Source organism: Acinetobacter sp. MB5, from assembly GCF_003261585.1.
Taxonomy (GTDB): domain Bacteria; phylum Pseudomonadota; class Gammaproteobacteria; order Pseudomonadales; family Moraxellaceae; genus Acinetobacter.
Genome location: NZ_POVU01000002.1, coordinates 140,847 through 157,942, shown reverse-complemented (window position 1 = coordinate 157,942; position 17,096 = coordinate 140,847). Strand labels below are relative to the sequence as shown.

General features: G+C 43.7%; 15 protein-coding genes and 1 pseudogene. 13 read left to right on the top strand and 3 right to left on the bottom strand.

Going from position 1 to position 17,096, the window contains the following annotated elements:
• Position 1 precedes the first annotated feature (1 nt).
• Positions 2–1,405 carry an efflux transporter outer membrane subunit gene (locus C1A47_RS03405; protein WP_111893071.1) on the top strand — a complete coding sequence of 468 codons (1,404 nt, stop codon included), beginning with the start codon at positions 2–4 and terminating at the stop codon, positions 1,403–1,405.
• A gap of 53 nt (positions 1,406–1,458) precedes the next feature.
• Here C1A47_RS03405 and C1A47_RS03400 read toward each other — a convergent pair whose 3' ends face one another.
• Both C1A47_RS03400 and C1A47_RS03395 read right to left on the bottom strand, forming a co-directional pair.
• Positions 1,459–2,658, bottom strand: a complete 1,200-nt coding sequence (locus C1A47_RS03400; protein ID WP_111892443.1) for a multidrug effflux MFS transporter — start codon at positions 2,656–2,658, stop codon at positions 1,459–1,461.
• 81 nt (positions 2,659–2,739) lie between these two features.
• Positions 2,740–4,047 carry an SIP domain-containing protein gene (locus tag C1A47_RS03395; RefSeq protein ID WP_111892441.1) on the bottom strand — a complete coding sequence of 436 codons (1,308 nt, stop codon included), beginning with the start codon at positions 4,045–4,047 and terminating at the stop codon, positions 2,740–2,742.
• A 217-nt stretch (positions 4,048–4,264) separates the two neighbouring features.
• Between C1A47_RS03395 and C1A47_RS03390 the strand changes: the two genes are divergently transcribed.
• From C1A47_RS03390 to C1A47_RS03380, 4 genes and pseudogenes are all read left to right on the top strand, one after another.
• Positions 4,265–5,158 carry a hypothetical protein gene (locus C1A47_RS03390; RefSeq protein WP_111892439.1) on the top strand — a complete coding sequence of 298 codons (894 nt, stop codon included), beginning with the start codon at positions 4,265–4,267 and terminating at the stop codon, positions 5,156–5,158.
• Between the two features lie 180 nt (positions 5,159–5,338).
• A pseudogene (locus tag C1A47_RS18010) lies at positions 5,339–5,602 on the top strand (hypothetical protein); the annotation flags it as partial.
• Positions 5,603–5,664: 62 nt separating this feature from the next.
• Complete coding sequence (locus C1A47_RS17925; RefSeq protein ID WP_264756255.1) at positions 5,665–5,805, top strand: hypothetical protein; 141 nt, start codon at positions 5,665–5,667, stop codon at positions 5,803–5,805.
• Positions 5,806–6,024: 219 nt separating this feature from the next.
• A complete protein-coding gene (locus C1A47_RS03380; RefSeq protein WP_111892437.1) occupies positions 6,025–8,661 on the top strand; it encodes a PepSY domain-containing protein in 2,637 nt (878 codons plus the stop codon).
• A 102-nt stretch (positions 8,662–8,763) separates the two neighbouring features.
• On the opposite strand, the gene hpaA is transcribed toward C1A47_RS03380, so the two are convergent.
• Positions 8,764–9,651 (bottom strand): 4-hydroxyphenylacetate catabolism regulatory protein HpaA, encoded by an 888-nt coding sequence (gene hpaA / locus C1A47_RS03375; RefSeq protein WP_111892435.1) that lies wholly within the window; start codon positions 9,649–9,651, stop codon positions 8,764–8,766.
• A 152-nt stretch (positions 9,652–9,803) separates the two neighbouring features.
• Here hpaA and C1A47_RS03370 point away from each other — a divergent pair, with 152 nt between their 5' ends.
• From C1A47_RS03370 to C1A47_RS03335, 8 genes are read left to right on the top strand one after another with little or no spacing between them, the layout of a single operon-like run.
• On the top strand, positions 9,804–10,469 hold the full coding sequence (locus C1A47_RS03370; RefSeq protein ID WP_111892433.1) for a fumarylacetoacetate hydrolase family protein: 666 nt from the start codon (positions 9,804–9,806) through the stop codon (positions 10,467–10,469).
• Positions 10,466–11,227 carry a fumarylacetoacetate hydrolase family protein gene (locus C1A47_RS03365; RefSeq protein ID WP_111892431.1) on the top strand — a complete coding sequence of 254 codons (762 nt, stop codon included), beginning with the start codon at positions 10,466–10,468 and terminating at the stop codon, positions 11,225–11,227. Before C1A47_RS03370 ends, C1A47_RS03365 begins: the two co-directional genes overlap by 4 nt.
• 17 nt (positions 11,228–11,244) lie before the next feature.
• Positions 11,245–12,705 (top strand): 5-carboxymethyl-2-hydroxymuconate semialdehyde dehydrogenase, encoded by a 1,461-nt coding sequence (gene hpaE / locus C1A47_RS03360; protein WP_111892429.1) that lies wholly within the window; start codon positions 11,245–11,247, stop codon positions 12,703–12,705.
• Positions 12,706–12,734: 29 nt separating this feature from the next.
• Positions 12,735–13,595, top strand: a complete 861-nt coding sequence (gene hpaD / locus C1A47_RS03355; RefSeq protein WP_111892427.1) for a 3,4-dihydroxyphenylacetate 2,3-dioxygenase — start codon at positions 12,735–12,737, stop codon at positions 13,593–13,595.
• A gap of 9 nt (positions 13,596–13,604) precedes the next feature.
• Positions 13,605–13,994, top strand: a complete 390-nt coding sequence (locus C1A47_RS03350; protein WP_111892425.1) for a 5-carboxymethyl-2-hydroxymuconate Delta-isomerase — start codon at positions 13,605–13,607, stop codon at positions 13,992–13,994.
• Between the two features lie 14 nt (positions 13,995–14,008).
• The gene (gene hpaH / locus C1A47_RS03345; RefSeq protein WP_111892423.1) at positions 14,009–14,812 is read left to right on the top strand and encodes a 2-oxo-hept-4-ene-1,7-dioate hydratase; all 804 of its coding nucleotides are present in this window, start codon (positions 14,009–14,011) and stop codon (positions 14,810–14,812) included.
• 12 nt (positions 14,813–14,824) lie between these two features.
• A complete protein-coding gene (gene hpaI, locus C1A47_RS03340) occupies positions 14,825–15,625 on the top strand; it encodes a 4-hydroxy-2-oxoheptanedioate aldolase (protein WP_111892421.1) in 801 nt (266 codons plus the stop codon).
• A 12-nt stretch (positions 15,626–15,637) separates the two neighbouring features.
• Entirely contained in the window at positions 15,638–17,083 is a 1,446-nt protein-coding gene (locus C1A47_RS03335) for an NAD-dependent succinate-semialdehyde dehydrogenase (protein ID WP_111892419.1), read from the top strand.
• The last annotated feature ends 13 nt before the right edge of the window (positions 17,084–17,096 follow it).

Genomic DNA, 17,096 nt, shown 5'->3' with positions numbered 1-17,096 from the left:
TATGTTGAAAAATAAATTATGCCTAGCCCTGTGTTGTGCACTGCCGATTTTCTCGGGATGTACTGTGGGGCCAAACTACAAAAAGCCTGAAATTTCAATGCCTGTGACTTATAAAGAAGCAGCACAGGGTTGGAAAGTGGCACAGCCACAAGATCAGCAAAGTCGTGGTGCTTGGTGGGAAATTTACCAAGATCCGATTTTGAATAACTTGCAGCAACAAGTCGTGGTGTCGAATCAAAACGTTGCGCAGTATGTCGCGAAGTATGAACAAGCGGCAGCACTGGTTTCACAAGCCAAAGCAGAACGCGCCCCAACCGTGAGTGCAACAGGTAGTGGCACACGCAGCGCACAAAGTCAGGCAAAACCAAGTAACAGTTATACTGCTGAAGCCAGTTTAAGCTGGGAACTTGACCTGTGGGGCAAGTTGAAACGTACTGTACGGGAAGACAAAGCTTCGGCTCAAGCCAGTGCAGCAGATCTTGCCAACGCAACTCTAAGTGCGCAAACCACACTGGCACAGGATTACTTTGCCCTGCGCGTACTTGATAAACGCATTGCTCTGTATGACAAAACCATCGACACTTATACCCGTTACCGCAAGGTTTTGGCTGCCAAATATAAAGAAGGTGTAATCGCTAAATCTGATCTGACCCAAGCAGAGTCATCGTTATATAGTGCTAAATCTTCCCGTGAAGATTTGGTTTGGCAACGTGCCCAATATGAACATGCGATTGCGATGTTGATTGGGAAAATGCCTGCCCAGTTTGATCTGCCTGTCAGTCAGGCGGCTTTACCTAAAACTCCAAATGTCCCGCTGACTTTACCAAGCCGTTTACTAGAACGCCGTCCAGATATTGCATCTGCTGAGCGGAGTTTGGCTGCTGCCAATGAAGAAATCGGGATCGCAATTGCGGGTTATTTTCCTGACATTACTTTATCAGGTTCGGGTGGATACTCTGCAAGTGGTTTGTCAAACCTGATTAGCGCACAAAACCTGTTGTGGTCTTTGGGTGCATCTGCGACACAAACTGTATTTGATTTTGGCGCGAACAAAGCTAAAGTCAAACAGGCACGTGCAGCCTATGATGAGTCTGTTGCGAACTACAAACAGACTGTACTTGAAGCCATGCAAAATATTGAAGATTACTTGGCAGAAGGCACCAGTTTAGGCAAGGAAGTGCAACATACCAGTCAGTCTTTGGCTGCGGCAACGGAAACTGCACGAATTATGCGTAACCAGTACAATGCAGGCATGATTGACTATACTGATGTCGCTTCAACGGAAGCAACGCGTTTGTCGAGTGAGCAAAGTTTATTGCAGCTTCAATCAACTCAGCTACAAAACAGTGTTGCGTTGATTACTGCATTGGGTGGTGGTTGGCAAAGCAGTGATTTACCGAAGTAATGTGATTAAAAAAAGACCTTGCATTAAGCAAGGTCTTTTTTTATGGGGATAATTTAAGCATAACGATGTGATTTGATGGGTTGAATCATTCGCACCAATACACCACCTACCACGCTGTATAAAATCATCACAGTGCTGACTGACATTTCCAGTTTCATTGGCAAAATATACAAAATCGCGCCTGAAACCAGACCAAAGGTAAATTGCAATGCACCGAGCAAGGCACTGGCTTGACCTGCACGATGACCCTGTTTGGATAGAGCCAACACTGTTGCGTTTGGCCCAATAAAACCCACACAGGCAACAATCATAAATAGACCGAGCATCATGCTCCAAATGGCAATATGCTGGCTAAATACAAAAGCACTGAAAATAATTGCACCCAAGAATTGCATGCTTGAACCAAACTTCAACAGATCTAATGAATCATAGCGTTTAATCAGAAAACGGTTGAGGTTGGATACAGCAATAATTCCGCATGAGTTCACACCAAACAATAGGGCAAATGTGCCTGAGCCTACGCCAAGATGATCAATAAAGATTTCTGAAGCGCTGTTGATGTAAGTAAACATCATGCCCATTAAAATGCCGCTTGCCACCGCAGGCACAATAAAACTGCGGTCTTGGAACAGATCGACATAACTTTTTAGGGCTGAACCAACGGTATGTTTTTGACGACGTTCAACAGGGAGTGTTTCAGGAAATTTGAAATATGAAACCACCATCGCCATGATGCCTAACAGGAATAGCACCACAAAAATCGAGCGCCAGTTAAACGCCCATAGCATCAAGCTACCACTGAGCGGTGCAATAATCGGGGCAACCCCTTGCACAATCATGAGTAGGGAAAAGGCATGTGCTGCTTCTGGGCCGCTCATGCGGTCACGAATGGCAGAACGTGCAACCACGACACCGACACAGCCACCGAAGGCTTGGGCGATACGTGCGATGAGTAGAACTTCAAGATGCATGGCAAAGATACAAATTGCACTGGCCAAAACATAAAGGGTTAAACCGAAAAATAAGGGTTTACGGCGGCCAAAATGGTCGCTGATTGGACCATAGAGTAGCTGTCCAAATGCCAGCCCCATAAAATAAGCGGGTAAAGTATTGGCGATTTGAGCAGTGCTGACCGATAAATCTTTTGCCATTGTCGGGAGTGCTGAAAGGTACATATCAATTGAGAAAGGACCTAATGCTGTCAGTACAGCAAGCGCAGCAATCCACGACAGGGAGTATGGCTTTTGTTGCATAGGAGATACCAAAATAAAAGATGACTTTAATTTCTCACCTTAGAAACTAAAGTCATCGAATCGGGTTAATGATGGAAAAGCTTATTCGTCATCAATGACCGTATGTGCATTGGATGTACCGTGTTGCCAGTAACCCGCTGCTTTAATGGCATCCTTCGCCACCTGATACTGTTCAACCAGTGTTTTACGCAACTGGCGTGCGACCTGTGTTTCTGCCGCAATCCAGATAAAGTAATCGTGTTGAGGCAAAGACAGACTTTCTAAAGCTTGTTTAAATAAAGTTGTTTGACCACTGGCTTGACCTTCACGGTGTAGCCAAGTGATCTGAGTTTTTGCGGCTGATTTGAATGTAATCTCATCGACTGATGAATTAACTTCAACAACGACAGTTGCTTGCGCCGATGCAGGAAGTTCTTCTAAGCGTCGAGCAATTGCAGGTAATGCGGTGTCATCACCAATCAAGACATAATGTTGATAGACCATTGGAATCACCATTGAACCGCGAGGGCCACCAATGGCGATTTGATCACCAATTTTAGCATGTTGTGCCCATTCTGTGGCAGGGCCAGCATCGTGAATCACAAAATCAATCGCCAGTGTTTTAGCGTCAAGATCAAACAAACGAGGCGTATAGTCACGTGAAATTGGCTTGATGTCATCGGCAAACTTTAGACCTTGCTCAGTCATTTCAGGTTTGATTAAACGCCCTGTTGCTGCATCTGGGAAAAACAGTTTGGCATGGTCATCGAAGCTATCACTTTTAAAGTCAGAAAGATCATCACCTTGAAACACAATGCGAATCAGGCTTGGGCTAATCTGAAGAACTTCTTGTACCGTCACAATTCGGAATTTAAGTTGATGACGGACGCGGTATGGTTTTTTATCGAGTGTTGCTGTGCTTGTAGTCATTGTTGAATCCAGTTTCAGTTGTTGTAATGTCGCTGCGGCAGTTTTGAGTGTCTGTATAAAAATCTCAGCTTCTTCGGCATTCAGTGGGCGACCTGCCAATACCTCACGTACTTCTTTCTTAAACTCATGCAAAGTATCGAGAACCAGAGTTGGCTGCTGCGAACGAATATTGATTCGGTTCAAGATTTCCTGAATATGCTCTTTATACGAATCAATCACTTCATTGCCCAGTTCAGTGATTTGATAACTTTGCTTCCGCGCATCTTCTGCACAAGCTTGACTGCGAATCAGTTGTTTCTCTTGTAATTCAGTCAGTAAGGGATAAACCATGCCTGCACTTGGGCTGTAGTTTCCATTGGTCATTTCTTGGATGGCTTTGATCAGTTCATAGCCATGTCGAGGTTTTTGAGCAATCAGATGGAGTACCACCCAACGCAAACCGCCATGCCCAAAACCTTTGTGATTAGATTTACCACGCATAGGAAGATTAGAAGTAAAAAAGATATATCTATTCTACATAATAAAAAAGATATATCTATTTAATTTTTAGAATCTGCGCAAAAAATAGGTGATAAAAATGTGACAAGATGTAGCCGAACATGAGGCTAGATTTTTAAGTGTTGAACTGACACACTGCGCTCGTGCCGTTACAAGCACTTATTTAAATGAAAAAAATATTGAAATAACAAAGGTTAAAATGAAGAAATTATTATGTGCGGCTTTGCTCGCATGTTCTCCAATCCTGTTTTTGAATCCTACATCTGCCAATCCAGTTCAATTTGCGCAACAGGTAAAACCTGTAGAGCTGACTGAATTAAGTTTTAAAAGCATCATCAAAACTTTTTATGCTGATACCAATCGACTGCGTAAAGTTCATCTAAACCCAGATGTAATGAAAAAAGGTGATGAATACGCAGGTGTAAAATTGTCTAAAGGTTGGGGACTATTCGCACCCAAACAAAATGAAGGTGGTGTGATTCAATGGGGTGGAATGGTTCAGTATAAGTCCATTTCGGGTGAACCGCGTTATTTGGTGGTGATGGACACTTCTGTCATTCAGGAGGGTGAGTTTGCAGACGGGCATCCTATTGGGAGTCAGCTTGAATTTTATAGCTTTAGAAAGTTGGCAAATCATCATTATCAACTGGTGACGCGCAGTCATCCTGATATTGAACCACGTGGTAGTTGGGGGAGTGCAAATTGGGATGCTACGGAATTTAAGAAGCATCTTCAGTCATTTGGAAAAAATGTACTGGGAAGTTATGGAAAAGATAGTTACACCAGTACAGGTGAAACAGAATCTTCATGGTGGGTATTATTACTTCCTGAAAATGATTACATTGATTTTTATAAAGTTGCAGATGCTGCTGGTGATAATGAAGGTAATATAGATCAGACATCTTCAGAATATTATAACTATGATTCAACCTTTAAAATCACAGCGAATGGACAGGCTTATTATCCTATCCAAATTCACTATACAGGGACTATGCCAAATGATGATTTTTCAAAAATTAGCAAGGTCAATAAAACTCAAACCTTCATCTTTAACCTAAGCAAAGCAAAATATGTGTTAAAGAAACAAGATTGATCTCTTTATGCAACAAAGACAACCGAATTAGCCTGTCTTTGCTTTAAAATAGTGAATATGTTAAGTTTATGGTTGATTTAAAATGAATATAAAACAATAGACTTCTTTCATAATTGCTTACACCCTCTTTATTTTTCTCCCCTAGGGAGAAATAAAAAGGACTGATGAAAGAAGTCTAATATGATTAGATTGACTATTAAACCCCTTATGATTTTGGCACTTAGCTGTGCTTTTAGTTCAGTGCATGCAGAACGAATAGCCCCTCGCAATCTACAACAGGAGCAACAGAATTTACGGTTGGTTGAAAATTTTTATAATCAATTTTTTAATCAGCATGATCTAAACGCGGCACAAGTCATTGCGCCAGACTATAAGCAACATAATCCGTATGTAGCTGATGGCAAACAGCCATTTGTAGATTATTTTAAAGAAGAATTTCAAAAGCACCCTGAATCTAAAGCCAAAATTGTTCGTCATGCAACGCAAGGTGATTTAGTATATTTGCTGTGCATTCGACAGAAAACGTTCAAGATCGTGGACAAGCAGTCATGGATATTTTCCGTGTTGAACATGGAAAAATCGTTGAGCATTGGGATGTGGTGCAAGATGTACCTAAAGACTCTGCCAATAAAAATACGATGTTTTAATTAAATGAATGTGGATAGCTGACCCTCAGAATAGATACAACACTTTGTTCTGAATAGAGTTATTTAAAAAATTTAATCTGATGCCATGTCGTCTGATAAAAAGCGCATGTGTAAAAATAAAATATTTTTTTTGTAAATTTTATTCTGAAAAGAAAATACATACTGTCTTCATTGTAATTGAGTATAATTCTCAATAATTCAATAAACCAACTTCCAACCATGTTGAAAAAAACACTTTTCCAGATCCATTGGTTTTTTGGTATAACCGCTGGTCTGATCTTATCCCTTATGGGTGTCAGTGGTGCTATTTTTTCCTACGAAGCACAAATTACCAAACTCATTAACCCAGACAGTTATACGGTTCAAGCCGAAACGCGTGCAAAGCTGACGCCAAGTGAATTATTTCAGTTTTTTAAGCAGCAACAACCCAATATCGAAATTAACAGTATCACGATTGCAGAATCTCCAACCTCATCGTCAGTGGTCAATATTGCCAAACAAGGTGAGCGTCATGGTTATGACATGATGGTGAACCCATATACTGCACAAGTTTTGCCTGAGGTTAAGGGCAAAGCATTTTTTGACTTTATTGAACAGTTTCACCGAACATTGACTGCTGGCGAATTTGGTAAACAGTTGACAGGTGCAAGTACGCTGATACTGATTTTCTTTGTGCTGAGTGGTTTGTACTTGCGCTTCCCGAAAAAGCACTCTTTGAAACAATGGTTGGCAATTAAGCCACAGCTCAAAGGGCGTAATTTTCTTTGGGACTTGCATGCCGTTGTGGGCACATGGGTCATGGTGTTTTACCTGATGTTTGCATGTACGGGATTGTTCTGGTCGTATGACTGGTGGCGTGCAGGCATGTTTAAGGTTATGGGCGTGGAAAATACCCGTATGGGAGGCAAAGGTAAACCAGAAGGTCGTCCGCCACAAGGTGCTATGCCACAGCGTGGAGAGGGGCATCAACGGGGGGCACCACAAGGAAAAAATCCACAAAATCTACCAAATCGTGGCCCAGATTCTGAGCAGCAAGGTTTAACCTTACCAAACCCACTAGTTCAGCAAGAACTCACCCAAGCATGGACAGGTTTTACCACCCAAGTTGCCCGTGAATATTCTACAGTGACGTTTAATATTCCACAGCAAGCTGATGGACGTGTGAAAATTGCGTTTGTTGATGCTGTTCCACAAAATGAACGTGCGCGTAATAGTGCTGAATTTAATACTCAAAACAATCAACTGGAAAAAGTTGATTTATATGCTAATAAAAAGCTAAATCAGCAAATTATGTCAGGCATGTTGCCTGTGCACCGTGGCAGCTTCTTTGGCCCTGTTTATCAGTTCTTTGCGATGCTTGCTGCATTGGCAATGCCGCTATTCTTTGTAACAGGCTGGATGCTGTACTTAAAACGCCGTAAGCAAAAACGTCTGACTCAGGCAGCGCGTGGAGGTTTGAGTGCAGAGCAAGCAGCATTGACCGAGCAAACATGGCTGATTAGCTATGCAACGCAAACAGGTACAGCCGAGCAACTGGCTTGGGCAACAGGGAAATCCCTGCAACAAGCAGGACTTGGCGTTGTGGTGAAGTCGGTACAGCAACTGACTGCACAAGATTTGCAACAAGCGCAGCAAGCTCTGTTTATTGTCAGTACTTATGGTACAGGTTCAGCGCCTGATTTGGCGGTGGGTTTTAGCAAGCAATTAATGCAGCAGCCTATTGATTTAGCTCAGCTTGATTATGCTGTTCTGGCGTTAGGCTCAAAAGAATATCCAGAAAGTTTCTGTCATTTTGGTCATGCAGTCGATACATGGCTGACTCGACAAGGGGCGAAGCCATTATTCAAACTTATTGAAGTCGATAATGCCAATCAAAAACACATCCAGCAGTGGTACGAAGAATTAGGTGAAGTCACGGCTAGTGATGTTCAGCAAGTTGAGATTCACAAGCAATTTGAAATGTGGACGCTCAGTAAGCGTGAATTGCTCAATTCAAACAGTTTAGGTGCGCCAGCATTCCATTTGGAACTGCAAAGCACTGTCAATGTGACATGGCTAGCGGGTGATATTGCAGAAATACAGCCGCAAAATTCTATTGAGCGTATTGAGCAGTTCTTAAAGCAGCAAGGTATTTCAACTGAAAGTATGACCAGTCAAGGTTTAAAAATTGTTGATGCTTTGAGAAGTAAAAACCTGACTCGAGAAATTATTGCTTATGCTTCGCTGGATGAGTTACTTGAGCAATTACCTGAATTGCCATTACGTGAATACTCGATTGCCAGTATTCCCGAACAGCAGTATTTGCAATTGGTGGTACGTCAGCAGTCCGATGTACAGGGGCATTTAGGTTTAGGTTCAGGTTGGTTGACTCAATATAGTGACGTGGGGACAGAGATGGCACTTGCGATTCGCAATAATCCATCTTTCCATTTGATTGAAGATGATCGACCAATCATCTGTATCGGTAATGGTACAGGTATTGCAGGTTTACTCAGTTTGTTGAAACAGCGTGTTCAACAAAACCGTGGACGTAACTGGTTAATTTTTGGTGAACGTCAGCGTGAGCATGATTATTTCTATCAAAACCAGTTAGAAGCTTGGCAAGCCGAAGGCATGTTGCAACGCCTAGACTTGGCGTTTTCCCGTGATCAGGTGGAAAAACAATATGTACATCACCGCTTACGTGAACAGGCTGAAGTATTAAAAAGCTGGATTGAGGATGGTGCAGTGCTCTATGTTTGCGGCAGTATCCAAGGTATGGCAAGTGATGTCGATCAGGCTTTGCAAGAGATTTTAGGGGCAGAGCAATTGCAGCATTTGCGTGATGCAGGACGTTACCGCCGTGACGTGTACTAGTTACTAAGCCACTTACTAAATACCCATACATCAAATTGCCAGAAGGTTCCGACTTTCTGGCAATTTTTTTGTTTTCAGCATGACCAAAATCACTAAAAATCTTTAGACTTCATGTGACTGGCGCAGTTCCGAAGGGCGCAGACCCGCATGCCGCTGAAAGAAGCGACTAAAATAGGCGGGGTCTTTAAACCCGAGTTGATAACAAATATGGTTAATCGGGATATCGGTAAAAATCAGTAACCGTTTGGCTTCCTGCATTAAGCGGTCATGAATAATTTTTTTGGATGAGGTATTGGCAATCCGACGGCAGATTTCATTCAGCCGCATTTCCGTTACAGCCAAAATTTCCGCGTAATGTGTGAGTGACCAGTGTTCGGTAAAGTGCTGCTCAATCAATTCATTAAACTTGCGAAAGACATGCAAATCACTGCTGATATTTTTTTGAAAAAACTGATTCAAATGCGAAAGCTGCGCAATATGAATAAAGATCAGATTGAGTAAATTCTTTAAGGCAAAGTCACGAAATTCTTGTGTCGATTCAAATTCCTGTTTGATCTTGTCTAAATAATCCTGAATTTGCATTAGGCTGTACTGATGCTGTGGCTGTTGTAACTGACTGTGTTGAATACAGATCGGATTGAGATGCTGAATTTTTAAATGTACCTGTAGTAGTGGCCAAATCAGGCTTTGCTGAATGGTGAGTACATGACCTTCACAGTCAGGATCGGTCATAAAGGTGTGCGGTACCGATGGCGGTGTTAGAAAAAAGGCAGGTGCAGTACAGTTAAACTGCACATCATCTAAAAAGACCCGAACTTTACCCTTGGTAATAAAATGCAGTTGAAAGAATGCATCATGGCGATGTACTGCAACATGCTCACCAAAAAAAGATGCCATCTTATTGATTGATTCATAATGAATTTCTGCATCTATGTATTTTTTGTCATAAATCTCACCGATTCGCAAATCGGGGATATTTAAAGTTTTCATCGGTTTCTTCGTCCATAAAAATGCATTTTTTTATTCAGCAGCCTAAAAAAACGGCTTGCTTTTAGTTAATAAATTAACTATAAAGTTAATATATTAACTAATGTGCATGATGTCTAGCTGTTCCCTAGCTAAAAACATCATTGAGAGTGTCTATGAGCAGTCTAGCGAAAATCAATAGCCAAGGAAATATTTTTGGCGTGGCGCTAAATTATCAGTGTCTATATGCAACTTTGCAGCAAAGTTTTCAAGAAAAACCGTATGTTGCAGAACCTAAAAATGTGGTGTTGTTTGTCAAAACCCCAAATACCCGCAGTGTTTCAGGTCAAACTATTTTTAAACGTCAGGGTGATGTGGTTCAGGCTGGGCCGTGTGTTGCTGTGGTGATTGGACAAACTACGACACGTGTCGATGTCGCACAAGCCGAGCAGTCGATTGCTGGTTTTGCTGTGGTGAATGAACTCAGCTTGCCAGAAGAAAGCTATTACCGCCCAGCAGTCAAAGCCAAATGCCAAGATGGTTTTTGTGTGATGGGTGATGTGGTAGCAAAAGCTGAAGTGACTCATCCTGAACAGCTTGAACTGCGCGTATTTATCAATGGTGAATTGAAACAAACAGGGTCAACTACCAACTGGGTACGTTCACCTGCACAACTGATTTCAGAGATTTCCCAGTTTATGACTTTGCATGAAGGTGACGTGATTTTGACAGGTACGCCATTGGGTCGTGTTGAAGTACAGTCAGGCGATGAAGTTCGCATCGAAGTCGATCAATTGGGTTCAGTGACCAACCGTATTCAAGCAGAGGAAGTGGCAGCATGAAAACCGCACGTATTCGTCATCAGGGCCAAGTGCTCACGGTTCAGGTCAATGATCAAGATCAAGTGGTTTTGGCAGATGGCAGTGTTTTGGCAGAACAAAACGTGGAGTGGCTACCACCTGCGGAAGGCACCATGTTTGCCCTCGGTTTGAACTACGCTGACCATGCGCGTGAGCTAGCATTTGAACCACCAAAAGAACCCTTGGTTTTTGTGAAAGCCAACAACACCTACACAGGTCATAACCACAACACATGGCGTCCAGACAACGTCAACTATATGCACTATGAGTGTGAGTTGGTGGCGGTGATTGGCAAGCCTGCGAAAAATGTAAAACGTGAAGATGCGCTGGAGTATGTCGCAGGTTATACGCTGTGCAATGACTACGCAATCCGTGACTATTTGGAAAATTATTACCGTCCAAATCTACGCGTGAAAAACCGTTTAGCGACCACGCCTGTTGGCCCTTACATGGTTGATCGTGCCGATGTTCCTGAGCCAAATAATCTGACTTTACGCACTTGGGTCAATGGCGAGTTACGTCAGGAAGGCACTACCGCAGACATGATTTTTGATGTGCCATTTTTGATCGAATATCTATCTTCATTCATGACTTTACAACCCGGTGACATGATTGCCACAGGCACACCTGAAGGTTTATCCGATGTAGTACCAGGCGATGAAGTGGTAGTAGAAATCGAAGGTATTGGCAAGTTAAGAAACTACATTGTTTCAGAAACAGATTTTTTTAAGACCGTATAAAAGAAAAGGATTTACCCATGATTAAGCACTGGATTGATGGTAAAGAAGTTGCGAGCGACGAAAGCTTTACCAACTATAACCCTGCAACAAACCAAGCCATTGGTGAAGTGGCAAGTGGCGGACAAAAAGAAATTGAGCTGGCTGTCGCTGCTGCGAAAAAAGCCTTCCCGAAATGGGCAAAAACTCCAGCGAAAGAACGCGCACGTTTAATGCGTCGTTTAGGGGATTTGATCGACCAGAATGTTGGAAAAATTGCCGAACTGGAAACTTTAGATACAGGTTTGCCAATTCACCAAACTAAAAATGTGTTGATTCCGCGTGCGTCGCATAACTTCAACTTCTTTGCGGAAGTCTGTACCCGTATGAACGGGCATACCTACCCAGTCGATGACCAGATGTTGAACTACACGCTACATCAACCTGTGGGTGTTTGTGGTTTGGTGTCGCCTTGGAACGTACCGTTTATGACGGCTACATGGAAAACAGCGCCATGTTTAGCACTCGGAAATACCGCAGTTTTAAAAATGTCAGAGTTGTCACCGTTGACTGCCAATGAACTCGGTCGTTTAGCGCTAGAAGCGGGTATTCCTGAAGGCGTGTTTAACGTGGTTCAGGGCTATGGTGCAAATGCAGGCGATGCTTTGGTGAAACACCCAGATGTACGTGCCATTTCATTTACAGGCGGTACGATGACGGGTCGCAAGATCATGGCAAATGCGGGCTTGAAAAAATACTCAATGGAATTGGGCGGTAAATCACCTGTTGTTATCTTTGAAGATGCTGACCTTGACCGTGCTTTAGATGCTGCCTTATTTACCATCTTCTCGTTAAATGGCGAGCGTTGTACTGCGGGTAGCCGTATCTTTATTCAGGAATCGGTGTATGACGAATTCGTCAAAGAGTTTGCACGTCGTGCCAAAAATCTGATTGTTGGTGATCCACAAGATCCAAATACCCAAGTCGGTTCAATGATCACCCAAGCGCACTATAACAAGGTGACGGGTTACATCAAGATCGGCATTGAAGAAGGCGCAAACTTGGTGGCAGGTGGTTTGGAACGCCCAGCCAATCTTCCAGAACATCTGAAAAATGGTCAGTTCATTCAGCCAACGGTATTTGCTGATGTCGACAACCGTATGCGTATTGCCCAAGAAGAAATCTTTGGCCCAGTGGTGTGTCTGTTGAAATTTAAAGATGAAGCTGAAGCTTTAATCCTTGCGAATGATGTGGAATATGGCTTGGCATCGTATATTTGGACACAAGACATTGGTAAAGCACATCGTATTGCCGCAGGCATCGAGTCAGGCATGGTGTTTATTAACAGTCAGAACGTGCGTGACTTACGTCAGCCATTTGGCGGAGTAAAGGCATCGGGTACAGGTCGTGAAGGCGGCGAGTACAGCTTTGAAGTGTTTACTGAAGTTAAGAACGTTTGTATTTCAATGGGTTCACATCACATTCCACGTTGGGGCGTGTAAGCCAAAATAAAATTTAGGGAAGAAATTATATGGGTAAGTTGGTTCTTGCAGCAAAAATTACACACGTACCATCGATGTATTTGTCTGAACTTGAAGGGCCTCATCAAGGTTGCCGTCAGGCAGCCATTGATGGGCATATCGAAATCGGTAAACGCTGCCGTGAACTCGATGTTGACATCATTGTGGTGTTTGACAGTCACTGGTTGGTAAATAGCGCATTCCACATTAACTGCGGTGAACACTTTGAAGGTGTGTATACCAGTAATGAATTGCCACACTTCATCAAAGACATGCCATTTGCATACGATGGCAACCCAGTTTTGGGGCAGTTGATGCAAGAAGAAATTGCCAAAACTGGCGTGCGTATCCAAGCCCATAACATTAAAAGTCTTGAGCTTGAATACGGGACTTTGGTGCCAATGCGTTATATGAACCAAGACCGCCGCTTTAAAGTGGTGTCGGTGTCGGCATTTTGTACTTCGCATTCATTGCAAGACAGTCGCAAACTTGGTGAAGGCTTGATGAAGGCGATTGAACGTTACGAGGGCAATGTTGCGATTTTTGCCAGCGGTTCATTGTCACATCGTTTCATTTGGGACTGGGAAGCACATCGCGGTATGGACTCTTATACCCGCGAATGGGATCGCCAAGTGGACAAGCATGTGGTGAACATGTGGGAAAACGCCGAGTGGGCAGAGTTCTGTGCCATGTTGCCTGAATATGCCGAATACTGTTTCGGTGAAGGCGGTATGCATGACACAGCCATGTTACTCGGTGCAATGGGTTGGGACAGCTATAACCAACCTGTTGAGATTATTACCCCAGCATTCCCAAGTTCAGGTACAGGGCAAATCAATGCGATTTTCCCACTGATGCCAGCCGCAGAATAAGGAGCACACATGCCACACTTTATTGCAGAATACAGTGCTAACTTGCAGGACTCAGTCGATTTTCAAGACCTGTTTCAGCAAGTGAATGATTTTTTGGGCAATACGGGCGTGTTTCCCTTAGGTGGAATTCGTAGCCGTGCCATCCGTTTAAATCAATATCGTGTGGCAGATGGCAAGCATGATTATGCCTTTGTGCATATGACCCTCAAGGTCGGTTCGGGGCGGGATCTGGAAACACGGCAAAAGGTGGCTAGCGAATTATTTGCCTTGATTGAGCAATTTTTTCAGCCACTGAAAGCTGAGCGCCTGTTAGCAATTTCCTTTGAAATGACCGAACTCGATCCTGTGCTGAATTTCAAATCCAACAATATTCACCAGTTTTTAAAAAATCAGGCTTAATGCAGGGAAGTCACATGTTAGATCAAGCAAAAGTACAGGAGTTGGCATTACAACTCGATCAGGCTGAAAAAACAGGGCAGCAGATGCGCCAGTTTTCTTTGCAATATCCTGAAATTACCATTGAAGATGCTTACGAAATCCAAAAAGCATGGGTGAAACATAAAATCGCGGAAGGGCGTAAGTTGGTTGGACACAAGATTGGTCTGACTTCACGTGCCATGCAGGTTTCTTCCAACATTACCGAACCTGATTATGGTGCACTGCTCGATGACATGGTGTTCGAAGAGGGTTCGGATATTCCAATGTCACGTTTTATCGTGCCGCGGGTTGAAGTTGAGCTGGCGTTTATTTTAGACAAGCCATTGTCAGGGCCGAACTGCACTATTTTTGATGTGCTCGATGCCACCCGTTATGTGATTCCTGCGATTGAAATTATTGATGCACGTTTGCATAACGTTGACCCTGAAACTCAAATTACCCGTAAAGTGTTTGACACCATTTCTGACAATGCTGCCAATGCAGGCATTGTACTCGGTGGCCGTCCAATCAAAGCGACGGATTTGGATTTGCGTCGTATTTCTGCGGTGTTGTATCGCAATGGCGTGATTGAAGAATCAGGTGTGGCTGCGGCGGTCTTGAACCATCCTGCTAAAGGCGTGGCATGGCTTGCCAACAAATTGCACCCCTATGGTGTGACTTTAGAGCCAGGACAAATTATTTTAGGTGGTTCATTTACCCGTCCTGTGGCTGCGCGCGCAGGCGATACCTTCCATATTGATTATGATCAATTGGGTTCAATTGCATTCCGTTTTGTTTAAGGGAGAAAGTACGTGGTCAATACAGTCAATCACTTTAAACAAAAGTTAAAAACCGAACAGCAAATCGGGATGTGGGTCGGTCTGGCAGATAGTTACTGCGCTGAAATTGCAGCCAATGCAGGTTATGACTGGCTGCTGATAGACGGTGAACATGCGCCCAATGATGTCCGTAGTATTTTAGGGCAATTGCAAAGTGTGGCGGCTTATCCGAGTCAGGCTGTGGTACGTCCTGTGACAGGTGATGTGCATCTGATTAAACAGTTATTGGATATTGGTGCACAAACCCTGCTGATTCCAATGGTGGAAACTGCGGAACAGGCAGCATTGATGGTGAAAGCAACACGTTACCCACCTGAAGGGATTCGTGGTGTCGGTGCAGCTTTGGCGCGTGCATCTCGCTGGAACAATATCACTGACTATTTGCAAACAGCCGATGCACAAATTTGTGTGTTGGTGCAAATTGAATCTCAACGTGGTTTGCAAAATCTAGACGAGATTTTACAAGTTGAAGGGATCGATGGTGTTTTCATTGGTCCTGCGGACTTGTCAGCAGCACTGGGTCACTTGGGCAATCCAAATCATCCTGATGTTCAGAAAGCCATTGTCGACAGTATTCAGAAAATTCGTGCCGTAGGTAAAGCCGCAGGGATTTTATCTGCCGATGAAAAACTGGCAAAACACTACTTGGCGCTTGGCACTGAGTTTGTTGCTGTTGGGGTCGATACCTCATTGCTGATGAAGTCGATGAAGCAGCTACTGGCAAAATATAAAGACGTGGAGATCACCACGAACACACAATCTAGCGTCTATTGAGGAGTGCTATAGATGCAACTGAATAATTCCAGTTTATTGCAACAACATGCCTATATTGATGGTGCTTGGGTTGCAGGTGAAAAAAGCTTTGCAGTGACCAATCCTGCAACAGGTGAAGTTCTTGGCGAAGTAGCTTCTGTGTCACGTGAGCAAGTTAAACAGGCGGTTGATGCTGCACAAACGGCATTTGAAACGTGGAAACTCACCACTGCGAAAGAACGCTCAGTCTTGCTGCGTAAATGGTATCAACTGATTTTGGACAACCAAGAAGACTTGGCGACCATTTTAAGTCTGGAACAAGGTAAACCATTGGCAGAAAGCCGTGGGGAAATCCTGTATGGTGCAAGCTTTATTGAATGGTTTGCAGAAGAAGCCAAGCGTACTTATGGTGATGTAATTCCACATGACAAACAAGGTCGTCGTTTGGTGGTGATCAAGCAGCCCGTAGGTGTGGTCGCAGCGATTACCCCGTGGAATTTCCCAAATGCCATGATCACGCGTAAAGCAGGGCCAGCTTTGGCGGCAGGCTGTACTATCGTGATTAAACCTGCATCGGAAACACCATTGTCAGCACTGGCATTGGTGGCATTGGCAGAACAGGCAGGTTTCCCGAAAGGTGTGGTGAATGTCATTACAGGCAGTGCACGCGACATTGGTGCGGTGTTGACTGAGCATCCTGCTGTTCGCAAAGTGTCATTCACAGGTTCAACAGAAATTGGTAAATTGTTGATGCAGCAAAGCGCAGCCACCATGAAAAAAATCAGCATGGAACTGGGCGGTAATGCACCATTTATCGTGTTTGATGATGCTGATCTGGATCAGGCGGTGGAAGGTGCTTTGGCCTCTAAATTCCGTAATAGTGGTCAAACTTGTGTGTGTACCAACCGGGTACTGGTGCAAAGCGCAGTGTATGACACTTTCGTGGAAAAACTGGCGGCTGCGGTTGCTCAACTAAAAGTTGCGCCTGCTTTTGAACAGGGCGCACAGCAAGGGCCATTGATCAACGCGAAAGCGGTTGAAAAAGTTGAAGAACACATTCAAGACGCAATTGCCAAAGGGGCAAAAGTGGTTGTCGGCGGACAAAAACATGCGCTTGGTCATAGCTTCTTTGAACCAACCGTATTGTCTGATGTAACGCCTGAAATGTTGGTTGCTAAAGATGAAACATTTGGCCCACTTGCGCCAGTCTTCAAATTTGAAACTGAGCAGCAGGCGATTGCCATGGCAAACGATACCGAGTTTGGCTTGGCATCGTATATTTATACGCAATCCTTAAGTCGTGCTTGGCGTGTCGGTGAGGCTTTGGAATACGGCATGGTCGGTATTAACGAAGGCTTGATTTCAACTGAAGTTGCGCCATTTGGTGGCATCAAAGAATCGGGCTGTGGTCGTGAAGGTTCAAAATACGGAATCGAAGATTACCTTGAACTGAAATACATGTGTATGGGTGGCATTTAAATCGTCATCAAGG